At 64.1% G+C, this 21,910-nt stretch carries 22 protein-coding genes; 13 read left to right on the forward strand and 9 right to left on the reverse strand.

Annotated features, from left to right (window positions below):
• Positions 1–6 precede the first annotated feature (6 nt).
• Complete coding sequence (locus MET49242_RS05635; protein ID WP_036287089.1) at positions 7–1,557, forward strand: serine hydrolase; 1,551 nt, start codon at positions 7–9, stop codon at positions 1,555–1,557.
• Here the strand turns inward: MET49242_RS05635 and MET49242_RS05640 are convergent.
• Positions 1,554–2,252, reverse strand: a complete 699-nt coding sequence (locus tag MET49242_RS05640; RefSeq protein ID WP_036281273.1) for a uroporphyrinogen-III synthase — start codon at positions 2,250–2,252, stop codon at positions 1,554–1,556. The two genes, MET49242_RS05635 and MET49242_RS05640, sit on opposite strands and share 4 nt — an antisense overlap.
• Entirely contained in the window at positions 2,249–3,175 is a 927-nt protein-coding gene (gene hemC / locus MET49242_RS05645; RefSeq protein WP_036281275.1) for a hydroxymethylbilane synthase, read from the reverse strand. The genes MET49242_RS05640 and hemC overlap by 4 nt, the downstream gene beginning before the upstream one ends.
• Positions 3,176–3,255: 80 nt before the next feature.
• On the opposite strand from hemC, the gene MET49242_RS05650 reads away from it, so the two are divergent.
• Complete coding sequence (locus MET49242_RS05650) at positions 3,256–4,476, forward strand: MFS transporter (RefSeq protein WP_036281277.1); 1,221 nt, start codon at positions 3,256–3,258, stop codon at positions 4,474–4,476.
• Here the strand turns inward: MET49242_RS05650 and MET49242_RS05655 are convergent.
• Positions 4,448–4,687: a hypothetical protein gene (locus MET49242_RS05655; protein ID WP_036281280.1), complete on the reverse strand. Its 240-nt coding sequence runs from the start codon at positions 4,685–4,687 to the stop codon at positions 4,448–4,450. The two genes, MET49242_RS05650 and MET49242_RS05655, sit on opposite strands and share 29 nt — an antisense overlap.
• A gap of 122 nt (positions 4,688–4,809) precedes the next feature.
• On the opposite strand from MET49242_RS05655, the gene MET49242_RS05660 reads away from it, so the two are divergent.
• Both MET49242_RS05660 and metG read left to right on the forward strand, forming a co-directional pair.
• Positions 4,810–5,256 (forward strand): hypothetical protein, encoded by a 447-nt coding sequence (locus MET49242_RS05660; protein WP_036281282.1) that lies wholly within the window; start codon positions 4,810–4,812, stop codon positions 5,254–5,256.
• Positions 5,257–5,312: 56 nt separating this feature from the next.
• Positions 5,313–6,875: a methionine--tRNA ligase gene (gene metG / locus MET49242_RS05665; RefSeq protein ID WP_084678910.1), complete on the forward strand. Its 1,563-nt coding sequence runs from the start codon at positions 5,313–5,315 to the stop codon at positions 6,873–6,875.
• 3 nt (positions 6,876–6,878) lie between these two features.
• Here metG and MET49242_RS05670 read toward each other — a convergent pair whose 3' ends face one another.
• Positions 6,879–7,247, reverse strand: a complete 369-nt coding sequence (locus MET49242_RS05670; RefSeq protein ID WP_036281287.1) for a VOC family protein — start codon at positions 7,245–7,247, stop codon at positions 6,879–6,881.
• 204 nt (positions 7,248–7,451) lie between these two features.
• Between MET49242_RS05670 and MET49242_RS05675 the strand changes: the two genes are divergently transcribed.
• The 8 genes from MET49242_RS05675 to MET49242_RS05710 all read left to right on the forward strand — a co-directional run bounded on the left by MET49242_RS05675 (position 7,452) and on the right by MET49242_RS05710 (position 13,979).
• Positions 7,452–7,997 (forward strand): hypothetical protein, encoded by a 546-nt coding sequence (locus MET49242_RS05675; RefSeq protein WP_036281290.1) that lies wholly within the window; start codon positions 7,452–7,454, stop codon positions 7,995–7,997.
• A 100-nt stretch (positions 7,998–8,097) separates the two neighbouring features.
• Positions 8,098–8,907, forward strand: coding sequence for a class I SAM-dependent methyltransferase (locus MET49242_RS05680; protein ID WP_036281292.1), 810 nt, complete (start codon positions 8,098–8,100; stop codon positions 8,905–8,907).
• Positions 8,904–9,383, forward strand: a complete 480-nt coding sequence (locus MET49242_RS05685; protein WP_036281294.1) for a hypothetical protein — start codon at positions 8,904–8,906, stop codon at positions 9,381–9,383. Before MET49242_RS05680 ends, MET49242_RS05685 begins: the two co-directional genes overlap by 4 nt.
• A 140-nt stretch (positions 9,384–9,523) precedes the next feature.
• Positions 9,524–10,315, forward strand: a complete 792-nt coding sequence (locus MET49242_RS05690; protein ID WP_036287091.1) for a TatD family hydrolase — start codon at positions 9,524–9,526, stop codon at positions 10,313–10,315.
• Entirely contained in the window at positions 10,312–11,106 is a 795-nt protein-coding gene (locus MET49242_RS05695) for an MBL fold metallo-hydrolase (protein ID WP_036281296.1), read from the forward strand. Before MET49242_RS05690 ends, MET49242_RS05695 begins: the two co-directional genes overlap by 4 nt.
• A gap of 586 nt (positions 11,107–11,692) precedes the next feature.
• The gene (locus MET49242_RS05700; RefSeq protein ID WP_036281299.1) at positions 11,693–12,367 is read left to right on the forward strand and encodes a cold-shock protein; all 675 of its coding nucleotides are present in this window, start codon (positions 11,693–11,695) and stop codon (positions 12,365–12,367) included.
• Positions 12,368–12,495: 128 nt separating this feature from the next.
• The gene (gene mazG / locus MET49242_RS05705) at positions 12,496–13,326 is read left to right on the forward strand and encodes a nucleoside triphosphate pyrophosphohydrolase (RefSeq protein WP_036281302.1); all 831 of its coding nucleotides are present in this window, start codon (positions 12,496–12,498) and stop codon (positions 13,324–13,326) included.
• A gap of 74 nt (positions 13,327–13,400) precedes the next feature.
• Positions 13,401–13,979, forward strand: a complete 579-nt coding sequence (locus MET49242_RS05710; protein WP_036281305.1) for a cytochrome b — start codon at positions 13,401–13,403, stop codon at positions 13,977–13,979.
• Here MET49242_RS05710 and MET49242_RS05715 read toward each other — a convergent pair.
• The 5 genes from MET49242_RS05715 to MET49242_RS05735 all read right to left on the reverse strand — a co-directional run bounded on the left by MET49242_RS05715 (position 13,957) and on the right by MET49242_RS05735 (position 19,790).
• Positions 13,957–14,277 carry a multidrug efflux SMR transporter gene (locus MET49242_RS05715; RefSeq protein ID WP_036281307.1) on the reverse strand — a complete coding sequence of 107 codons (321 nt, stop codon included), beginning with the start codon at positions 14,275–14,277 and terminating at the stop codon, positions 13,957–13,959. The two genes, MET49242_RS05710 and MET49242_RS05715, sit on opposite strands and share 23 nt — an antisense overlap.
• Positions 14,278–14,296: 19 nt before the next feature.
• Positions 14,297–15,631, reverse strand: a complete 1,335-nt coding sequence (gene hflX, locus MET49242_RS05720; RefSeq protein ID WP_036281308.1) for a GTPase HflX — start codon at positions 15,629–15,631, stop codon at positions 14,297–14,299.
• A 5-nt stretch (positions 15,632–15,636) separates the two neighbouring features.
• On the reverse strand, positions 15,637–15,900 hold the full coding sequence (hfq, locus tag MET49242_RS05725) for an RNA chaperone Hfq (RefSeq protein ID WP_036281310.1): 264 nt from the start codon (positions 15,898–15,900) through the stop codon (positions 15,637–15,639).
• Between the two features lie 249 nt (positions 15,901–16,149).
• Complete coding sequence (locus MET49242_RS05730; protein WP_036281312.1) at positions 16,150–17,514, reverse strand: sigma-54 dependent transcriptional regulator; 1,365 nt, start codon at positions 17,512–17,514, stop codon at positions 16,150–16,152.
• Positions 17,514–19,790 carry a PAS domain-containing sensor histidine kinase gene (locus MET49242_RS05735; RefSeq protein ID WP_036281315.1) on the reverse strand — a complete coding sequence of 759 codons (2,277 nt, stop codon included), beginning with the start codon at positions 19,788–19,790 and terminating at the stop codon, positions 17,514–17,516. The genes MET49242_RS05730 and MET49242_RS05735 overlap by 1 nt, the downstream gene beginning before the upstream one ends.
• A 257-nt stretch (positions 19,791–20,047) precedes the next feature.
• On the opposite strand from MET49242_RS05735, the gene MET49242_RS05740 reads away from it, so the two are divergent.
• The gene (locus MET49242_RS05740) at positions 20,048–21,907 is read left to right on the forward strand and encodes a DUF563 domain-containing protein (RefSeq protein WP_036281317.1); all 1,860 of its coding nucleotides are present in this window, start codon (positions 20,048–20,050) and stop codon (positions 21,905–21,907) included.
• The last annotated feature ends 3 nt before the right edge of the window (positions 21,908–21,910 follow it).

Below are 21,910 nucleotides of genomic sequence, written 5' to 3' on the forward strand. Positions count from 1 at the left end.
CGCGGGATGCCGATTTCGAGACGCGATATATTGCTGTCGTCAGGCTTTGGCTTGCTGGCGCCGGGCTTTGCCCATGCGCGCGTCAGACCGACGGCGCCGCGTGACGCCGTCGAACGTCATCTTCCCGCTCTCGATCGTCTCGTCGCCGACACGATGAAAAAGACCGGCGTCCCCGGAATGTCCGTCGCGGTCGTCAGTCATAATCGCGTCGTTTATCTCAAGGGCTTCGGCGTGCGGCGGGCAGGGAGCCCGGAGCCAGTCGACGCCGACACGGTCTTTGCGCTGGCGTCGCTCTCCAAGCCGCTGGCGACGACGGTCGTCGCCGGACTCGTGGGCGACGGCGTCGTGTCGTGGGACGACAAGATCGTGCGGCATGATCCGGGTTTCGCGATGAGCGATGCTTGGGTGACGCGCGAAATCACGCTGCGGGACATGTTCTGCCATCGCAGCGGCCTGCCGGACCACGCCGGCGACCTGCTGGAAGACATCGGCTATGATCGCGGCGAAATCCTGCATCGTCTGAGATTTGTCAAACCGGCGGGAGCTTTTCGCGCGTCCTACGCCTACAACAATTTCGGGTTTACGGCGGCGGCGGTGGCCGCGGCCAGGGCGACAGGGAAATCGTGGGAGGAGCTTTCCGCCGAGCGCCTGTATCGCCCTCTCGGCATGTCCAGCACGAGTTCGCGTCATGCGGATTTTACCGCGCGCGCAAACAGGGCTTTTGGCCATGTTCGCAGGAATGGCGCATGGGTCGTTGGCGAGCAACGCAATCCCGACGCGCAATCGCCGGCGGGCGGCGTGAGTTCATCGGCCCGCGACATGGCTGCCTGGCTTCGGCTGCAACTTGGCCGGGGAGTCGTCGAGGGGCGTGAGATCGTGAAGGCAGGGGCGCTCGACGCAAGCCATCGTCCGCAGGTCGTCAGCAAGCCGGCGGCGGATCCGATGACGACCGCTCCGGGATTTTACGGGCTCGGTTGGGACATCGGTTATAACGAACATCCGTTAGTACGGTGGGGTCATTCCGGCGCTTTTGCGCTCGGCGCCGCGACCTGCGTCAGCGTCTCGCCCTCGGAAAAGCTCGGCATCGTGGTGCTGAGCAACTCCTCGCCCGTTGGCGCGCCCGAGGCGATTTGCCGGAGCTTCTTCAATCTGGTCTTTGCGGGGAAGGTTGAAAGGGACTGGCTGACGCTCTTTGGCGGCGTCTTCGCGAAGATGATGCAGCCTGCGTATGGCCGCGACGCCGATTATGCAAAGCCGCCCATCGGCGCCGCGCCGCCCGCCGCGCTGTCGGCCTATCTCGGAAAATACAACAACGACCTCTATGGGCCGATCGCCATTACGCAAGACGTAAACGATCTCGCTGTCAGGATCGGACCACGACTTATGCCTTACGTTATGCGTCATTATGATAGGAACATCTTTACATTCCAACCTCCCGGCGAGAACGCCGGCGGCCCCAGCGCTGTGAGATTTACGCTGGACGGAAGTGATAAAGCGACGTCCGTGACGATCGATTATTTCAATGAAGACGGTCAGGGCGTTTTCGTGCGCGCCTAAACCTGTCGCAACAGCGCGAGCAGCCGCTCTTCATTTGGCTTTTGCGCGACCCGAGGCTCGAGCGCGATGGCTCGAAGCGGCGTGGCGACGTCATCCGACAGAGCGAGATGCGTGACGCCCCCGAGGCGGGGCGTCAGCCCGACCGCTTCGGCGAGCGCGAGGAAAATTTCGACGCTGCGGCGTGAATAGTGCAGCGCAATGTCTATGTCGCCCGCTGCGAGGGCGCGGCGCGCGTCTTCCCCAAGCGCAGTGGCGGCGCGGGCTGCATATACATCGACCGCCGTGACGCGATGCCCCGCCGCGCGCAACCCGGCTTCCAGCGCGGCCTGCCGGTCGCGGCCGGCGAGGTAAAGGAAATGCGCCGGTTGAGCATATCGCGCAAGGAGCAGCGGAAGGATCGCCTCGGCGTTGCCCGCGACGATATCGGGCCGCCAGCCCCGCGTCTCGGCGGCCTTCGCCGTCTTGGCGCCAACGGCGTGGAAGGGCAGGCGCAGCAGTGCCGATATATTCCCTGCGCATTCGACGCCCTTGGCGCTCGACGCCAGCACGGCGTCAAATTCGCCTGACGGAATCGCGGCGCCCGTCGCGACGATCTCCAGCACCGGCGAGAGCACGGACTCAAACCCGAGCGCACGCAATTTTTCCGATGTGCGCGCAGCGTCTTCCCGCGCGCGCAGCACGAGCACGCGCTTCACATCAACCCCGCGACGCCATGCGGTAGCTTCAGCACGATCTCATTGCCGGCGTCGGCGCCGATCATCGCGGCGTCGATGGCGCGGCCGTGGCGGCGCACGATCCAGACCTCGCTTCCGTCGGCCTTGAGCACCTCGCCATAAAAGGTGAGGTCGCCGTCCTTCACGGTTGCATGGCCCGCGATGGGCGTGCGGCACGAGCCGTCGAGCGCGGCGAGGAACGCGCGCTCGGCGAGGAGGGCGAGGGCGGTCGCTTCGTCGAGCAGCGGCGCCAGCGCGGCGCGCGTCTCGGGGTCATTGGCGCGGGAGGTGATCCCGATGGCGCCCTGTCCGACAGCCGGCGGAAAATCGTCGAGCGGCAGAAGCGCCGTCGCGCGGTCGGCGAGACCGAGGCGCTTCAGCCCTGCGAGCGCGAGGAGCGTTGCGTCGATTTCGCCGCGCTCGACCTTGTTGAGCCGCGTATGGACGTTGCCGCGCAGGAGAGTGGTCTGCACGTCAGGACGGAGGCGCTTCACCTGCGCCGCGCGGCGCAGCGAGGCGGTGCCGACAACGGCGCCGGCGGGAAGCTGATCGAGCGTCACGCCATTGCGGCCGATCCATGCGTCGCGGGCGTCCTCGCGCGGCAGATAGCCGGCGATGACGATCTCGGCCGGCAGATGCGTCGGCAGGTCTTTCGAGGAATGAACCGCGAGGTCGATGTCCCCGGCGATGAGGGCCGAGTCCAGCTCCTTGGTGAAAAGGCCCTTGCCGCCCGACTCCGAAAGCGGCCGGTCCTGAATCTGGTCTCCGGTCGTCTTGATGATCTCGATCGCGAAATGATCCTCGGCGACGCCATGCGCTTGTGCAAGCGCGGCCCGGATCATATGGGTCTGCGCGAGCGCAAGCGGGCTGCCGCGCGTGCCGATGCGTAGGCTTCTGACCGTCATGAACTTTCCTGTGTAACGAGTTGCGCGGGACTATAGGGGCGCGGGCGGGAAGGGCAAGCCGCAGACGCGGGGAGATATCTGTGACCACAAGCGCCGCCGACGAACGCCAGAGCGCCTACCGCTGGGCCGTGCTGGCCCTCGCGACCCTCGCGCAGACGGGCGGGTGCTTTCTGGTGCAGGGGCTCGGCGCTCTGGGCCCGGCCCTGCAGGCGGCCTTCGGTCTGGACGCGGCGCAGGTGGGGCTGACCATGTCCGCCGCGCAGACCACGCCGATTGTGGGGCTGCTCGTCGCCGGACTGCTGCTCGACCGGTTCAGCGAGCGGATCATCGTCGGCGTTGGCGCGACAATGGTCGCGGCTTCGCTCTTCGGCGCCGGACGCGCGCAAAGTTTCAGCGACGTCCTGGCCTGGCTCGTGGTGGCCAGCATCGGCTATTGCACCGTGCAGCCGGGCGGCGGGAAGGTGGTCGCCGCTTGGTTTTTACCCGCCACGCGCGGCTTCGCCATGGGGATCAGGCAGGCGGGCCTGCCGCTCGGCGCGGCGCTGGCGGCGCTGATCCTGCCTGCGGCTGCGGCGCGACATGGCTGGCGGGCGGCCTTCGAACTCGGGGCCCTCGCCGCGCTCGCGAGCGGCTGGTTGTTCGCGTTTCTCTATCGCCCGCCGCCGGACCCCTTGCGGGAGCGCAAGCGAAGCCACGGTCACTGGCGGGAGCGGCTCGCGGAACTCGCGCCGCGACTGCCGCGGATCGTAACGCCCGGCGTTGCGCTTGTGACTGTGCAGTTCTGCATAACCGTCTACCTGCCGCTGGATTTGCGCGACCGTTTCGGCATTCCAGCCGAGACCGGAACGAAACTGCTTTTCGTCGCGCAATTCGCAGGCGCGATCGCCCGCATAATCCTCGCCGCGTGGAGCGACCGCAGCCGCCGCGGGCGCTTCTTCCCGCTGGCGATGAGCATGGGCGCGATTGTCGTCGGAATAGCGGCCTATATCGCAGCGCCGGGCGCGCCTTTGTGGCTCGTGGCGGCGCTTGCGGCGTGGCTCGGCTTCTTCGGCTTCGGCTGGTACGGGCCATGGATCGCGCTCGTAAGCGAGGCCGCGCCACGCGGCGGAGTCGGTTTCACGATCGGCTTCGCGATGGCGATCAATCAGGTCTTCGTGGTGCTGGCGCCGCCGGCCTTCGGCGCGCTGCGCGATGCGACGGGGACTTTCGCCTATGGCTGGGCGGCCATCGCCATCGCCGTGCTGATCGCGCTGCTGAGCCAGGCGCGGGTCTTCAGTCGGCGCTCGGAAGGCGGCGGATGACGAATTCTATACGTCCGTCGTCGAGTTCGCGCCAGAATTCGATCTCGGTCATATAGGCGGCCTTGGGGTAGCGCTCGAACCACTCACGCGCCTTGGCGCGGGCGTCCAGACGCGGGAGCGTGAAGGTCTCGCGCCGCCAGCCGTCGCCGCGCGCGCGGCTTCTTTCGCCGAGCCGACGGGCGATGTCCCGGGGGGCTTTCATTACGCTCATACCGACGCTCCCTGCGCAGTTAGGATAACGCGCGACGAGCGGGAAGGGGAGTCGATTCGCGCTCTTTCGCCGCTTTCGCCAAGCCGTTATTCTTCCGTGCATATTTCAGGGAGATTAACTTGATGCGACTTGTATCCGCTGCGATCTTCCTCCTCGCCGCCGGCCTGTCGCCGGCTTGCGCGACCGCCAATCTCGTCTGCGAGATCGCCGACAAATCTTTGAATGGCCATCTCGGCGCGCTCATGGGGACCCTTCCGGGACTGATGCAGGTCAAGGGCGAGTTCGAGATCGTCGCCAAAGGCGTCCCCGAAGACTTTCGGAAGGTCAGGCTGACCGGCGAGAATCTGCCGCATTCATGGGCGCATGGCCGGGAATTGAAGCTCCACGCCTACATGGAGCGCGACAAGGGACATTTCGCGAGTTTCGAACTGGTCATCGATACGAAGGCGACCAGCGCGGGGAGCTATCGCGGCCCCTATGAGCTGAAAGTGAGCTTCACGCCAGGCGAAGGCGCCGGCGAAAACAGGGTCATCACGCTCAGGGGCAAGGCTTCCTGTTCGCTGGGGTAAAATAACAGTCGGGGCGACGCTTCCCCGCATCGCAAAAGCGCGCTATCTCGCAGCCCATGTCTGAGCGCCCCACCTATATGATCTCCACGGCCATTCCTTACGCGAATGGCGCGCCCCACATCGGCCATGCCTATGAGCGCATCGCCACGGACGCCTTCGCGCGTTTCAAGCGGCTCGACGGCTATGACGTTCTCTTCGTCACCGGAATGGACGAGCACGGCCAGAAGATGCAGCGCACGGCCGAAAAGGAGGGGTTGACGCCGCAGGGGCTCGCCGACCGCACCGCCGCGCAGTTCGCGCGCATGGGAGAGGCGCTGAACGCCCGGGCCGACGACATCGTCCGCACGACGCAGGAGCGCCACAAGGAGACGGTTCTCGAAATCTGGCGGCGCATGGAGGCCAATGGCGACATCTATCTGTCGAAATATTCCGGCTGGTATTCCGTCCGCGACGAGGCCTATTACGACGAAAGCGAACTCACGGAGCGAGAGGGCAAGAAATTCGCGCCGACCGGCACGCCGGTGGAATGGGTCGAGGAAGAAAGCTGGTTCTTCAGGCTCTCGGCATATGCCGGGAAGCTGCTGGCCCATTATGAGGCCAATCCCGATTTCATCACGCCCGAGCATTACAGGAACGAGATCATCGCCTTCGTGAAGCGCGGCCTCTCGGATCTCTCCGTTTCGCGCACCACATTCGACTGGGGCATCCCGATACCGCCGAGTCCGCAGACCACAGCCAACCACGTGATGTACGTCTGGGTGGACGCGCTGACCAATTACATCACCGCGACGGGCTGGCTGACGGGGAAAGGCGAGCGCGCCCGCTTCTGGCCCGCCGACGCCCACGTCATCGGCAAGGACATCACGCGCTTTCACGCGATCTACTGGCCGTCATTCCTGCTCTCGGCCGGCGCGCCGCTGCCGAAACAGATCGTGGTGCATGGCTTCCTGTTCTCGCGCGGCGAGAAGATGTCGAAGTCGCTCGGCAATGTCGTCGATCCGCTGGAGCTCGCGGAGCGCTATGGCGTCGATCAGCTGCGTTACTTCTTCCTGCGCGAAATACCCTTTGGTCAGGACGGCAATTATTCGCACGAAGCGATCGTGAACCGCATCAATGCGGACCTCGCCAATGATCTCGGCAATCTGGCGCAGCGCTCTCTGTCGATGATTGGGAAGAATTGCGCCGGCGCGGTTCCGAAGAAGGGCGAACTGACGGACGCGGACAGGGACATTCTCGCCCAAGCCGCCATCGCGCTCGACAAGGCCCGCACGGCGATGAACGACTATGCCCCGCATCACGCGCTGGCGGAAATCTTCCGCGTCGTGGCCGAGGCGAATCGCTACTTCGCCGGCGAAGAGCCGTGGTCGAAGAAGAAGACCGACCCGGCGCGGATGGAGACGATCCTCTACGTGACGGCGGAGACCCTGCGGCGCCTCGCGATCCCGTTGCAGCCGTTCATTCCGGATGCGGCGGGCAAACTGCTGGACCTCCTCGGCGTCGGCCCGGACGAACGCGATTTCGCGCATGCCGACCCAGCGAACGCCCTTCAGGAAGGCGCGCCGCTGCCGCCCCCGGCGCCGGTGTTTCCGCGCTTTGTGGAGGAAGAGGCGCAGGCATAGCGCTCACTGAGCGACAGTCATCAATTCCAGCACATGGCCGTCGGGGCTCTTGAAATAGACGCCCCGGCCGCCGTTCCAGTCGTTGAGCTTGCCATCGTCGAAATGGCCCGGCCCGCTGCCGAAGGGCAGCCCCGCCGCCTTCACGCGCCCGAAAATCGCGTCGAATTCCGCGTCGCTGACATGGAAGGCGTAGTGGCGCGAGTCGAATGAAGGATGATCGTCGAAAAGCAGCGTCAGCGTGTCGTTGACGCGGACCGGCGCGAAATGAGCCTTTGTCGGCTCGCAGGTCAGTCCGAAGATCTGCGCAAACCAGCGCGCCGCCTCCTGCTTGTTGTGCGACGACACAATCGTGTGATTGAGGATAATCGTCATCGTCGCTCTCCCGACGCCGTATGACGGTCATATGGGCCGGGGGGCCGGTATTATCACGAGCCCGGCCGTACACGCCGACGCCTCCCAAGCGACCCAATAATTGACATTCCTTCGAGGCGCCGGGTTCGGCTATCCACAGCCGGGACCCCGGACTGACAGGAGTGATCTACAAATGCGAAAAATTCCGCTGCTGGCTCTCGTTACGTGCGTCATCGCCAGTCCCGCCGCCCTCGCGCAAACGAACCTGTCACGGGCGACGGCAGGGTCGCTGGACTGGAGCTGGCTGAAGAACACCTACTGGATCGTTCCGCCGCAAATCTTCCGTCGCTCCTGTTCAACCCGTCGAGCAATGTCCTGCTGCCGGCGGCCGATCAGACCGTGTACCATATCACCGATTACCGGGGCGGCTATTTCTGGGGGAAGAACGTAACGAAGGTGGGGCGGTTGCCCGTTGCCTGCTCCTCGCTCGTCGGCTCGGTCACGCCGACCGGCCGCGTGCTTTTGAGTTTCACTTCGGTGAAAAGCGACGGCTCCGAGTCCGTGCAGCAAGGCTTCGGCGAGATGGTTCTGCAGGGCCATGCGTGGACCATGCTCAACCAGACCTCGACCTCGAGTTTTGCCCATTGGGCGTATATGGTTCAGTCGAAGCCGGGCGACGCCAGCTGGCGCTCTCTGCCGGGCGTTCGCCAGTCCGTCCCCGATTTCCTTGCGCAATGCCCTGGCTCCGGTCCCCAAATCGGGGTCAGGTAGCCGGCGATCCGCCAGGAGAATTTGCGCCTCCGGCGGATTGGGGCGAAAATTCCTTTCGTCGGGCTCGATATCGCCGGACCGGAGGAAGGAGAGCGGAGTCATGACCGCAGATACGGCCCGCTTCGTCGGCGATATTCCGCTTCATTACGACCGCGGTCTCGGGCCTGTGATCTTCGAGGATTACGCCGCCGACATCGCGTGGCGAGCCGCCCTGAGGGGGCCGCGCGAGGTGCTCGAGATCGCCGCCGGCACGGGCATCGTCACACGCAAGCTGCGAGATGCGCTGCCGGCCGATGCGCGACTGATCGCGACCGATCTCAACGCGCCGATGCTGGAGGTCGCGCAGGCGAAGTTCCGTCCGGGCGAGGGGGTGACCTTCGACGTTGCCGACGCCCTCGTGCTGCCCTTCGCGGACAGCGCCTTCGACGCCGTCGTCTGCCAGTTCGGCCTGATGTTCTTTCCGGACAAGGACGCCGCCCATCGAGAGGCGCGGCGAGTGCTGAAGGCCGGCGGGCGCTATCTTTTCAGCGTCTGGGATTCGCCGCGCCACAATCCCTTCTCGCGCCTCGGCCTCGAAGTCGTGGAGAGATTCTTCCCGGACAATCCGCCTCAGTTTCTCAAGACGCCCTTCTCCTGCCCGGAGATCGATCCGATCAAGGAATCGCTGATCGGGGCAGGGTTCACGAGGATCGTCGCATCGGTGCTGCCGCGCGTGCATGAAACCGGGGATGTGACCGCTTTCGCGAATGGCCTCGTTTTCGGCAGCCCTCTGATCGACCAGATCCGCGCGCGGGGCGACGTGGCGCCGGAAGCGATCGTCGCCGCGCTCGTGGAGCGGTTCGAGCAGGAATTCGGGGCGCCGACCCGAATGCCGATGCAGGCGATTTTCTTCGAGGCGGAGCGGGCATGACGGTCCACCGCGCCGCATTGCTGGCGTTTGCGCTCATCAGCGCATCGAGCGCCTCCGCCGAGACATGGCGCGCCTATCGCAATGAGCGATTCGGGACGGCGGCCGACGTTCCCGTAGGGTGGCGCATGGAGCCGCCGCCGGAGAACGACGACGGGCGGGTCTTCGCCTCGCCGGACGAGCAGGCCGAGATCATCGTGTCGGGAAGCCACGTCGTCCTGTCCCGCGACGAGGAATTCGGCGTCAGAGGCGGGGCGCTGGACGGTGAGACAATCCGTTACAAGCGGCAGGGCCGCGACTGGATCGTTGTCTCGGGTGTGAAAGGCGAGAGGATTTTCTACCGAAAATCGCTGCTCTCCTGTGGCGATACGGTCTGGAACAGCGTCTCCCTCGAATATCCTGCCGCGGAAAAGAAGAAATACGACGCTCTCGTCGCCCATGTGGCCGGATCACTTCGCGGCGCCGACAAATGCAGGTGACGCGGGGCCGCGAACAGCGCTAATTATCGTCCTCAAACTTGACGATCTTCTTGTCCGCGCTTGTCGCGGGCGTCCACGCGCCCAAATTCGCGGGGGACGGCCGAGACAGGTTGCGCCGCGACGGAATGAACCGGGACAGCATGCTCATCGACACTCACTGCCACCTCGACTTCCCCGATTTCGCGCCGGAGCAGGCGGAAATCATCGCGCGCGCTAAGGCGCGCGGCGTCGGGCGAATGATCACCATTTCCACCCATCTCTCGCGATTCGACCGCGTGAAGGCGGTTGCGGAGGCTTATCCCGACGTTTTCTGCACCGTCGGCACCCATCCGCACCATTCCCATGAAGAGGCTGAACCGACGGTCGAAGAGCTGGTGAAGCTCTCGCAACATCCGAAATGCGTGGGTCTGGGCGAGGCGGGGCTCGACTACCACTACGATCGCGCGCCTCGCGAAGTGTCGCAGCGCGTGTTCCGCACCCATATCGCCGCTGCCCGGGAGACAGGGCTTCCGCTCGTGATCCACACGCGCGACGCCGACGAGGATTGCGCCGCGATCCTTCGGGAAGAAATGGGGAAGGGGGCCTTCCCGGCCCTGCTCCATTGCTTCACTTCGTCGCGTGCGTTGGCGGAGACCGCCGTGGATCTGGGTCTCTACATCTCTTTCTCCGGCGTCGTGACCTTCAAGAACTCCGCCGAACTGCGCGAGACCGCCAAAGCCGTGCCGCTCGAGCGGATGCTCGTCGAGACCGACGCGCCCTTCCTTGCGCCCGTCCCGCACCGGGGCAAACGCAACGAGCCCGCTTTCGTTGTCGATACGGCGCGCGTCCTTGCCGAGGTCAAGGGCGTAAGTGAGGCCGAATTGGCCCGCGTGACGACGGAAAACGCGCTGCGACTCTTCACAAAGATGCCGCCGATGGAGGCCGCCGCGTGACTTTGACGGTCACGATTCTTGGGTGTGGTTCGTCGGGCGGCGTGCCGCGGGTCGGGCAGGGTTGGGGAAAATGCAATCCCGCCAATCCGAAGAATCGCCGCCGCCGATGCTCGATCCTCGTCGCCAAGGGTTCGGCCGAATCGGCGACGCAAATTCTGGTCGACACCGGCCCTGACCTCCGCGAGCAGCTCATCGCCGCGGATGTGAAGCGGCTCGACGCCATTCTCTACACCCATCCGCACGCCGACCACACGCATGGCGTCGACGACGTGCGTGGTCTCGTGATCATGAGCGGCCGTCGCATACCCGCCTATATGGATGAGCCGACATCACGCCAGATCACCAATAAGTTCGACTATATTTTCGAGACGCCGCCCGGCAGCTTCTATCCGCCGCTGCTCACCGAGCACCGGCTGCGGCCCGGCCGGCCGGTGACGATCGAGGGCCCCGGAGGCGAGATGGACGTGACGCCTTTCCGCCTCGACCACGGAGACATGGACGCCCTCGGCTTTCGGTTCGGGAACATCGCCTACACGCCGGACCTGCACGCCATTCCGTCCGAGAGCGCGCAGTTTTTGGAGGGACTCGATCTCTGGATCATTGACGCGCTGCGCTACCAGCGCCACGGCACGCATCTTTCCGTCGAGCAGGCGCTGGCATTCGTGGCGCAGTTCAAGGCGAAGCGAGCCATCCTGACCGATCTCCACGTCGATCTGGACTATGACGCGCTTGCCGCGATGCTGCCGGAGAATGTGGCGCCGGCCTATGATGGGCTGCGGATCGAGGTCTGAACCGCGCAGTCGTTAGCCGCGGATTTTCCATGTTCCCAGAAATCGCCGCCGGCCGTGCCGCGGGGTGATAGCTTCTTCGGCGTTCGCGTTTCCCACCTAGGGTGCCGAAGGTCGCGCGCCACCCGATTCCCCGGCCGAATATGGGCTTCGGTTCCATAATATCGATTATGCGAATCGTTGATATCCGCTCCCCTTGTTTTTGCTGCGTCTTCCAGGCGCCTCGACTGTCTCGCTCCTTCTGAACGACCTCCGGGCCCATTTATCGCCTCGCATCTGCGCGGGAAACGTCGCGCGCCATAGGCTCGACGGGCAAAGTCGTTGAAAAGCAACAATGCGGGATTGCTTGGCCGCTGCCGGCGACGCTTCAACTGCTGCGTTTATTGGGATTTTTCGATGAGGCCACGAAATTTTCTGGCCATGACAGGCAAAAATCTGCTAAAAGACTTGCCGCGCGGGACTATATGGCATTCAACAGGCAAATCTCATCGTCTCCCAACGGTCGCTATTTGCGCCCGAGCGGGATCGTATGGGCGCACGCGTTTGACATAGGGGTCTTGCCGTTTTTGGCGGAGACGAGCAGGTAGACATGAGCAAAGGTAGAGACTTCCGGGGCCCGCGCAAGCGCGGATTCGACGATGACGCCCCGTATGGCTATGACGCGCCGCGGCAGAGCCGCCCGCCGCGTTCGCAGTTCGGAGGCGGCTTTCCCGACGCGCCTCCGCCGTCGATGAACGAGCCGGCCGTTGACGCCATCGTCAAGTGGTTCAAGACCGACAAGGGGTTCGGCTTCGTCGAACTCGCCAATGGCACGGGCGACGCCTTCCTTCATATCGGAGCCGTGCAGGCGGCGGGATATGACACATTGCCGCCGGGCGCCAAATTGCAGGTGCAGGTGACGAGCTCGGTCAAGGGTCAGCAGGTCGCGCGCATTCTCGACGTCGACCTTGCAGGCGCCGCGGAGCGCGCCCCGCCGCCGCCGCCGCGTGGTGGTGGATTTGGCGGTGGTTACGACAGCCCCCGGCCCCGTCGCCAGGCTCCGGATCCGTCGACCGCTGTTCCGGTTTCGGGCAAGGTCAAGTGGTTCGATGAGACCAAGGGCTTCGGCTTCGTCCAGTCCAACGATGGCGGCAAGGACGTCTTCGTCCACATTTCGATCCTCGGCCCCTCCGGCGTCAGCCGGCTTGTCGAAGGCCAGCCGGTGACGATGCAGGTCGTCGACACCGCGAAGGGTCGTGAAGCGCTGTCCATCAGCGTCGACTGATTTCATTTCGTGTCGGCGCGAGGCCCTTCCGCTTCGCGCCGGCGCTTTTCATGCGAGCCTGAAGGCTTGCGGCGCCGGCCGCTCCGGACCGCAAGCCTTCAGGCTCGCTGCGTTTTGCGAGTTCGATCATGTCGGAAAAAATCGCGCGCCTCATCGAGATCATGGCGGCGCTTCGGACGCCGGGGACCGGCTGCCCCTGGGATCTGGAGCAGGATTTCCGCTCAATCGCGCCCTACACGATCGAGGAAGCCTATGAGGTCGCCGACGCCATCGAAGGCGGCGATCTGAACGAACTCAAGGATGAACTCGGCGATCTGCTTCTCCAGGTCGTGTTCCACGCGCGCATGGCGCAGGAGATCGGAGCCTTCGCTTTCGATGACGTCGTCCTCGCGATTTGCGACAAGCTCGTCCGGCGCCACCCGCATGTCTTTGGCGGAGGCGGGTCGCTGACCGCGGAAGGCGTCACGACGCAATGGAGCGAGATAAAGGCCCAAGAGAAAGCCGGGAAACAGAAAGTCGGCAAGGGCGCGGCGGCCCCTGCGAGCCTTCTCGACGGCGTTCCGCTCGCCCTGCCCGCGCTGACCCGCGCCGTAAAGCTTCAACAGAAGGCGTCCCGGGTCGGGTTCGACTGGGATGACGCTCTGCATGTGATGGGCAAGATTCGCGAGGAGACCGAGGAGGTCGCGGCCGAACTCGCTCAACCCGGCGCAACCGCTTCGCCTGCTCTCGAGGAAGAAATCGGCGATCTGCTTTTCGTCGTCTCTAACCTCGCACGCCACGCCCGGGTCGATCCGGAGCAGGCGTTGCGCGGCGCCAACGCCAAATTCGAACGGCGTTTCCATCACATCGAGCGCCGGCTCGCCGAGATGGGCACAACGCCCGCAGCCGCCTCGCTCGACGAGATGGAGGCGCTGTGGGCAGAGGCGAAAAAGATGGAAAAGGCTCGTAATTGCGACTGATTCTTGCTGGATGGGAGCGATGTGATCGCCGCGCGAGCGGCGCCCATCAGTAGGCGCCCATCAGGAGGCCATGCATGTCCGTAAGCAGCGCAAATTTCCGCTACAGCCCCGCCTCTCAGTTATTTCACTGGGCCTCGGTCCTGTTCGTCGGCGCCGCCTGGGGGCTTGGTCTGCTCGGCGACGAATTGCCCAAGGGTTCGATCAGGCACATGGGCGAATTCGCGCATATCATTCTGGGCGAAATGGTCGTTCTGCTGCTTGTCCTTCGCCTCGTCTGGCGTTTCGTCGATCCTGCGCCGCGCCCCGAGCCCTCGGGTTTTGGCCCGCTTGTCGACATCGCCGCCAAACTAGCGCATCTCACGCTCTACGGCTTGCTTCTGGCCGTTCCGGCCGTCGGGCTCGTGACCCTGTTTCAGGGTGGAGAGTCCCTCTCGCTCTTCGGGTTTTACGACATTCCCTCGCCTTGGCCCAAAAACCGCGAGCTGAAACATTACGCCAAGGAATTTCACGAGTTTCTGGCGCATGGGTTGATTGCGCTGGCGGCCCTGCACGCAGCCGCTGCATTGGTCCATGACCGCATTCTGCGTGACCGGACGCTGATGCGGATGCTGCCGGCGTTCGTCGAGAATCTCAGTGACCGCCGCCAAATTTGAGTATCACGACCCCTACGCAGATCAGCGCGATGCCGAATAACTCGACCGAGCTGAGCGCCTGCTGGTAAAGCTGCCAGCCCGCGATCGAGATGAGCGCGACGCCCACGCCCGACCATATGGCGTAGGCGACGCCCATTGGAATCGACTCCAGCGTCAGAGACAGAAAATAGAAGGACGTTCCATAGCCAACCGCGACGACAAGCGTCGGCAGAGGGTTACGAAACCCTTCGGCGGCACGTAGCGCTGTGGTGCCGACAACCTCCGAGAGGATCGCGATAGAAAGATAGAGCCAGGGCATGCGGGCCTATTGGTTTCGTTCAGACGGGACGGGCGAAGCGGCGGCTGACCTCTTCCACCCGCTCGGACGCGACGCGCACCGTCAGCCGCGAGCCGCCGTCCTCCCGGGCTTCACGGGTCAGCACCTCGGCGTGGGCATGGAGCCAGGCGAGACCCTGCCCGTCTTCAGGCTCCAGCTCCAGCGCGAGCGTGACGCGGCTGGCGGCAAGAATCGTCTCGATACGCGCCAGAAGCTCGTCGAGCCCCTGCCCGGTCAGCGCGGACGCCAGCACCGGACGCCTCTGAGGGTCGAAGCCGCGCGCGGTCTGACGCAGCGCTTCCTGTCGTTCGGGGTCGAGCGCGTCGATCTTGTTCCAGACCTCGAGAATCCGGCCTTCCGCCTCGCCTTTCAGGCCGAGTTCGTCGAGGATCGTCTCCACGTCCCGCGCCTGCGCCTCCGAGTCCTCATGTGACACGTCCCGCACATGCAGGATCACGTCTGCGAGGGTCACCTCCTCGAGCGTCGCGCGGAAGGCGGAGACGAGCATGGTCGGCAGGTCGGAGATGAAACCCACCGTGTCCGATAGCAGCACACGGGCGCCATGGGGCAGCCGGATTTGCCTCAACGTCGGGTCGAGCGTGGCGAACAGCATGTCCTGCGCCAAGACCTCGGCCTTGGTGAGCCGATTGAAGAGCGTTGATTTTCCGGCGTTTGTATAGCCGACGAGCGCCACTACGGGGTAAGGAACCTCGCGTCGCGTCTTGCGATGCAGGCCGCGTGTGCGCTTGACCTTGTCGAGATCCTGCTCGATACGGCGCATCCGCTCCTCGATGAGGCGCCGGTCGGTTTCAATCTGTGTTTCGCCGGGGCCGCCGAGGAAGCCGAAGCCGCCGCGCTGACGCTCCAGATGGGTCCAGGAGCGCACGAGGCGGGACTTCTGGTAGGCGAGATGTGCGAGTTCGACCTGTAGCGCGCCCTCTTTCGTGCGCGCGCGCTGGCCGAAAATCTCCAGTATCAGCCCTGTGCGGTCGATGACCTTCGCGCCCCAGGCCTTTTCCAGATTGCGTTGCTGCACCGGCGAGAGCTGGCAGTCCATGCTGACGAGGCCGGCCTCGCGCTCCTTCACGGTTTCCGCAATCTCGTCGACCTTGCCCTTGCCGAGATAGGTGGCCGGCCTAACTTCATTGAGGGAAACAGATATGTCGCCCACAATGTCGAGGTCGATGGCTTGCGCGAGGCCAACGGCCTCGGAGAGGCGGGCGTGAGGGTCGCGCGACAGGGCAGCGGCCCCGCGCGAGAGGTAAGGGCCGACGACGAGCGCGCGCGTGCGCCCGTCTTTGGACGCGCGATAGCCCTCTTTTTGATCAGTGTTCAAAATGCCTACCGTTTATTCTCCCCAAGCGCCTCGTCGTCGCTCGGCTCGAACATCTGGATGGGATGTCCGGGCATGATGGTCGAGATGGCGTGCTTGTAGACGAGCTGCGAATGCCCGTCCCTGCGCAACAGGAGGCAAAAATTGTCAAACCAGGTGACAATGCCCTGCAACTTCACGCCGTTGACGAGGAAGATTGTGAGCGGGACTTTGTTTTTCCTGACAAAATTCAGAAAAGTATCCTGCAGATTCTGCGTACGCTCCGACGACATCGGCTGTCCTGTTCTATTTTTGTTGAGCCGAGCGGTTTGACGCCGCCCCCCGGGGAATCTTTTTCTACTTTTGGCCGCCGCGCTGCGCATTAGAACCCTTCAAATGACGAAGCGCAAGGCGGAACTCGCGCCAAGCTCCACTCGGCGAGCGGATTTCATTTGATCGGACGGGCGCGTTTCGAGGCCGCAAAACGGCGGATCGAAAGTTAATGCATCGCATGAAGTTTAATTGATACAGCGTTGCAATTACTATTCTATCGCCAGTGACTTCAACTTCCGGTGCAAGGCCGAACGCTCCATGCCGATGAACTCGGCCGTGCGCGAGATATTGCCCGAGAAGCGGTTGAGCTGGGCGACGAGGTATTCGCGTTCGAAAACCTCGCGCGCCTCCCGCAGCGGGAGACTCATCAGCTTTTCGCCCCTCACGCCCGCCGGCGTCGCGGGCACGAGTTCGCCGACGTCGGCCGGCAGCATATCGGCGGTGATCGAGGCGCCCGGCTCTCCCGCGGTCAGGATCATCAGGCGCTCTACATTGTTCTTCAGCTGACGGATGTTCCCCGGCCAGTCATGCAGCTGCAGCACGGCGAGGGCGTCGTCGGCGATCTGCCGACGCGGCATGCCGGAAGCGAGCGACATATTCTCCATGAAGTATTCGATCAGCGCCGGAATATCCTCGCGCCTCTCCGCGAGGGACGGCACGCGTATCGGCACGACGGCGAGGCGGTGGAACAGGTCCTCCCTCAGCGCGCCCTCCTCGATGGCCGACGCGAGATCGCGGGCGGAAGACGAGATGATTCTCACGTCCACATGCACCTTTGTAGCGCCGCCCACGCGCTGGAAGGTCTGGTCCACGAGGACTCGCAGGATTTTCGCCTGGGTGTCCTTCGGCATGTCGGCGATCTCATCGAGGAAGAGGGTGCCGCCATGGGCCTCCTCCAGCGCGCCGATCTTGCGTTCCCCGTCCGCCCCCTCGCGGCCGAAGAGCTCGATCTCCATGTTTTCGGGCGTGATCGTCGCGGAATTGATGACGACGAAAGGTCCGCCGGCGCGGCTCGAGGCGTCGTGAATGCAGCGGGCGGCGAGCTCTTTGCCGGAGCCCGGCGCGCCGGTGATGAGCACGCGGGAATTCACCGGGGCCACCCGCGCGATCAGCTGCTGCAACTGGTGGGCGGCCGGCGACGAGCCCACGATGCGGTCGAAGGCCCCCGCACGTTGCCGCAGCGCCGACAACTCGCGCTTGAGCTGATAGGCCTCGAGCGCGCGTTCGGCGACGAGCACGAGCCGGTCCGCCTTGAACGGCTTCTCGATGAAGTCGTATGCGCCGATCTTGATGGCGCTGACCGCCGTCTCGATATTGCCGTGGCCGGAGATCATCACGACCGGCAGGCCCTTGTGCTGCTTCTGGATGACTTCCAGCACCTGCAGGCCGTCGAGCCGCGAGCCCTGCAGCCAGATATCGAGGAAAACGAGATGCGGCCGGCGCGCTGAAATTGCCGCCAGCGCATCGTCGGCGTCTTTCGCCGTGCGCGTTCCGTGGCCCTCGTCGCTCAAAATGCCCGCGACCAACTCCCGGATGTCTTCTTCGTCGTCGACGATGAGAATATCGCTCGCCATCACGCCCCGCTTTGTTGTCCGGAATGTTCCAACGCCGCCGCCTGTTCTTCAGCCCCCTGAGGTTGCTGCGTTTCCTGTTCGGCCGCCATCGGCAGGATCAGACGCACACAGGCGCCCCGCCCCGTCGGCGCGTCCAGCAGCTCCAGCCGGCCGCCGTGGTCCTCGATGATCTTGGCGACGATCGGCAGGCCGAGCCCCGTGCCGTCCGATCGGGTGGTCATGTATGGCTCGAGGAGACGCTGGCGGTTCATCGCCGGGAACCCCTTGCCATTGTCGATTACGTCGATCTCGACCATGTGGTCGCGCGTCGCCAGACGGATCTCGACCCTGCCCTTTTCGGCCGCGTCCGCTTCCTCGCGCGCGGCAATGCCCTCGATCGCGTTCTTGACGATGTTTGTGAGCGCCTGCGACAGCAAGCGACGATCGAATTGCGCATAGATCGCCGCATCCGGCAGCGCTTCGACAATGTCGACGTCGGCGTTCCCGACCCGCATCAGAAAGGCGACCTGACGGACGCATTCATTGAGGTCGTCTCGCTCGGGCCGCGCCTTCGGCATGCGCGCGAAGGAGGAGAACTCATCCACCATCCGCTTGATGTCGTCGACCTGCCGCACAATCGTGTCGGTGCATTGGTCGAATATGTCCTTGTCCTCCTGAATCAGCCGGCCGTATTTGCGCTTCAGGCGTTCGGCCGAAAGCTGGATCGGGGTCAGCGGATTCTTGATTTCATGAGCGATGCGCCGCGCGACGTCAGCCCAGGCGGAAGTGCGCTGCGCGGTCACGAGATCCGTGATGTCGTCGAGCGTGACGACGAAATTCGGATGCGCCTGGTCGGCGCGCGACGAGGTGACGCGTATGTTGAACGTCCGTTCCGCCACGCCGCGTTTGATGGTGATCTGGCTCTGCACGGAGCGTGGGAAAAGCTCGACCGCGTCGGAAAGTATGGGCGCCAGCTCCGGCATCACGTCCGCGATGCTGGCCCCGACGGTCGCCTGCCCCTTCGCGTCGTTGAGCGACAGCTCCTCGGCGGAGCGATTGAGGATGGTGACGATTCCGTATGCGTCGACGCCGATCACCGCCGCCGGCACGCCCGCCAGCACGGCCTCGGTAAACTCACGGCGCTCGTCGTTGATGCGATTGGCTTCCAGCAGGCGGCGCTGCTGGAGGTTCAGCTCGGTCGTCATGTTGTTGAATACGTCGCCAAGGCGCGCCAATTCGCCGTGCGAGCGATCCACTTTCACGCGCACATCGAGGTTGCCGGTGGAGACTTCGTCCGTCGCCGCGATCAGCGTACGGATCGGCGTCACCAGACGATCGGCGAAATCGAGACCGAACCAGATCGACGACAGCAGCATGATCGTCGTCAACAGCGAGTACATCAGAACGAAGGCTCGCTGGACGGCGCCGCGATAGGCGTCGAAGGCGTCATAATTGCTGATGAGCGTCTGCGTCTGCTTGGGAAAATCGACTGCGAAAGGGTCGACCGGCCGGGTGACATAGAGGAACGTGTCCTCGAACTTGCTCAGCGAGCGAAGCGCGACGAAGCTCTTGCCGTCGTCGATCACGAGGCAGAGCGGCTCGCCCCGCCGGGCGTTCTCGAACTCCGACTCCGGCGGAGCGATGATGATCGAGGCCGTGTTCCGCGCGACGTCGACCCGGTCGAGAATCTGGCCGTTGGATTTGACGAGCGCCGCGACCGAAAAGCCGAGAAACTGGGCGCGCGACGCGAAAATCTGATGGAAAAAGGTTCGATCGGCGTCGAACATCACCTTGGCGCGGTCGAGATCGGAGGCGGTAAGCTGCGCCTCCTGCAAAAGCGCCTGGCACTGGCTCGACTGAAACGCCTCCGCGGCCTTGGCGGTGTTGTGGACGAAAATCTTGACGCTGGACATGAAGGCCGGGTTGAGCGCCCGCTCCAGCGTCAGCGATCCCGCGATCGCCAGAAGGATCGCCGGGATGAGGGCGATGACCGCGAAAATGCCGACGATGCGCACATGCAGCCGGGCGGCCGCCTCGCCGCGCCGCCAGACTCGATAAAGCCGCCACGCTTTGACGACGACCATGATCGCCAGCACGCCCAGCAGCACGCCATTGGCGATGAAGAGCGGGAGCAGCCGGTCGTCGGTTGGCGAAAGAATGCGGAATTCCGTGACAACCAGGAAGGTGGCCAAAGCGCACCCCGCGGCGCCGATCGCTATGATCGGGCCGAACCAGGCGCGACGCGAGGATGGTTCTTTCTCGCTTCGCGGCGGAGCGTTTTCTCCCGTAAGGGCCATGTCGCCTCTATAGGCTCCGAATGCGGCTGTTGCAAATCTGCAACGGTTGCATGAAGATGGTCCTCCGGCTCAAAGCAAAGACTTAGCTATTTGATTCTTCGTTTCTTATTGCGCCGATCAACGAAAGATTCACCGAAATTGCCATTCCGCGGGAGAGGCGCCATGACATTCTTTGCTTGTCCCCTGATCCATGTTTTCAATCGCCATGTCATTTTCGCGGCCCGGCCGGCGCCCCGGCAGCCGGACGCACATTGACCATGGCTCTCTCCAGCTTGCAGAAGGCGTTCGCAGGCCTGCGCCGACGAAGAACGATCGTTCAGCCTCCCTCCCCCGCGGCTGTCGCGACGCATATTCGCCAGATCGTAGAAAAGCCCGCCGCGGACGCTGATCTCGGATCGTTCGCGCTGAGCGCGAAAGACGTCGACACGGTCCTCGACCATGTTTCCCGTGTTCGCGCCGCGCTTGCGCTGAATCTCCTGTTTCTGCGCGCAAAAGGCGACATCCGTGCGCTGGCTTCGCTGCAGGCGTTCATTCGCGAGGCTTTCGACAGGCCGGACGGCGTCGTCGATTTCGAACGGCTGATGGAGGACGTCGAGGCGTCGTTACGACGGCGAGCCGTCTCTGCGATAACGGCGCGCAACCCCATTCTTGCGCGAGCGGTCAATCGAATGATCGGCGCCTCCGAGCTGTTCGCCGAGCTGAAGCGCGTCATGGACGGCGCCTTCGGTTGCACCGAACTGGCGACCCGGGAGTCATTTGACGAACAGGCCTATCTCGCGGCGAATCCGGACGTGGCCGCGGCGGTCGCGAATGGCGAAATCCGCTCGGGGCGCGCGCATTTTCTCAAGCATGGAGAGCGGGAAGCACGCGTTCAATGGAGGTTCGATCCGGATACCAGCGAATCGGGCATGGACCTGATCTATCCAATCGCGCTCTGCCGCCATGACGCCTCAGGCTGCGGGGTGGGATCGTTGCTCGAGGGCGCGCCGGTCAATCGCGATGCGCTGCTCTCCGCGCCCCTGGACGGAACGTTCTCGATTTCGGTCGTCGCCGACCGGGAATCACATGACGCGTCGCCCTCCTTCATTCGGGAGATTTCGATCGGCGCCGACCTGACGAAATTCCGCGACCTGCTGAAAAGCCTCGCCTGGACCGCGCCGCCGATCTATCTCGCCGCCTTCCGCGACGCCTGCGCCGACATCGAAAACGGCGTCGTGATGTTCGATGGCGGCAAGGCCTGGGGCGATTCCAGCTTCACTACCATTTTGTCGCCGGGTGGCCGACGCCGCGCGGCGGACATATTCCCGCTCGCCGGGCGATACGCGAGGGTTCGCCGCGCCGGCGAGGAAGTGGTTTTGCATGCCGACGTCCCGCTCATGCTATGCACGTCGTGGGCGAGCCGCTGCAATTACGGCCATTGGCTGATGAATTCGCTGCTCTCGGTCTATCTCGTTCTCGATGAGCTGAAAGCCGGTCGTCTCAAGCTGCTTTGCCCGCCGCTCACCGACCGGCAGCGCGCGGAAATCCTAGCGCTGGGCGCGCCCGCCGCCTGCATCGTCGAAAGCGGCGCGCGCTATGTGCGAAGCGAGCGGCTGATCTATCCCTCTCCGCTCGCGACCTTTGCAAATATGGCTCCTTCCGGCTTGTCGGTCGATTTCCTCGACCGTCTCAAGGAACTCGCCCTGCCGGCGGAGGAAGGTTCGGGTCCCGAGCGCCTGTTCCTGAGCAGGATGGGTTTTCCGTCTTCGCGTCGCATGAGCAACGAGGAAGTGTTGGCCGCGGCGCTGGAAAAGATCGGCGTTCGCACGGTTTTCACCCACCGCATGACGCTCGGGGAACAAATCCGCCTCATGTCCGGGGCGAAACTGGTCGTCGGGCAGTTCGGCGCCGCTCTCTGGAACGCGCCCTTCCTGCCCCCCGGCGCACATGTCGTCGAAATCTCCACCAGCAATTATGCCTCGAATGAATACCTCTACATATCGCACCTTTGCAGGCTGAAATTCTCGCGGGTAATGATCGAATCGTCCCTGCCGGAAAGGAACGCCCGCGCCGGGGAAGACTTCGACTTCGAAGCGCCGGTCGACAAGATAGCGGCTCTTGTCCGCTCGCTGATATAGCGT

The organism is Methylocystis sp. ATCC 49242 (assembly GCF_000188155.2).
Lineage (GTDB): Bacteria > Pseudomonadota > Alphaproteobacteria > Rhizobiales > Beijerinckiaceae > Methylocystis.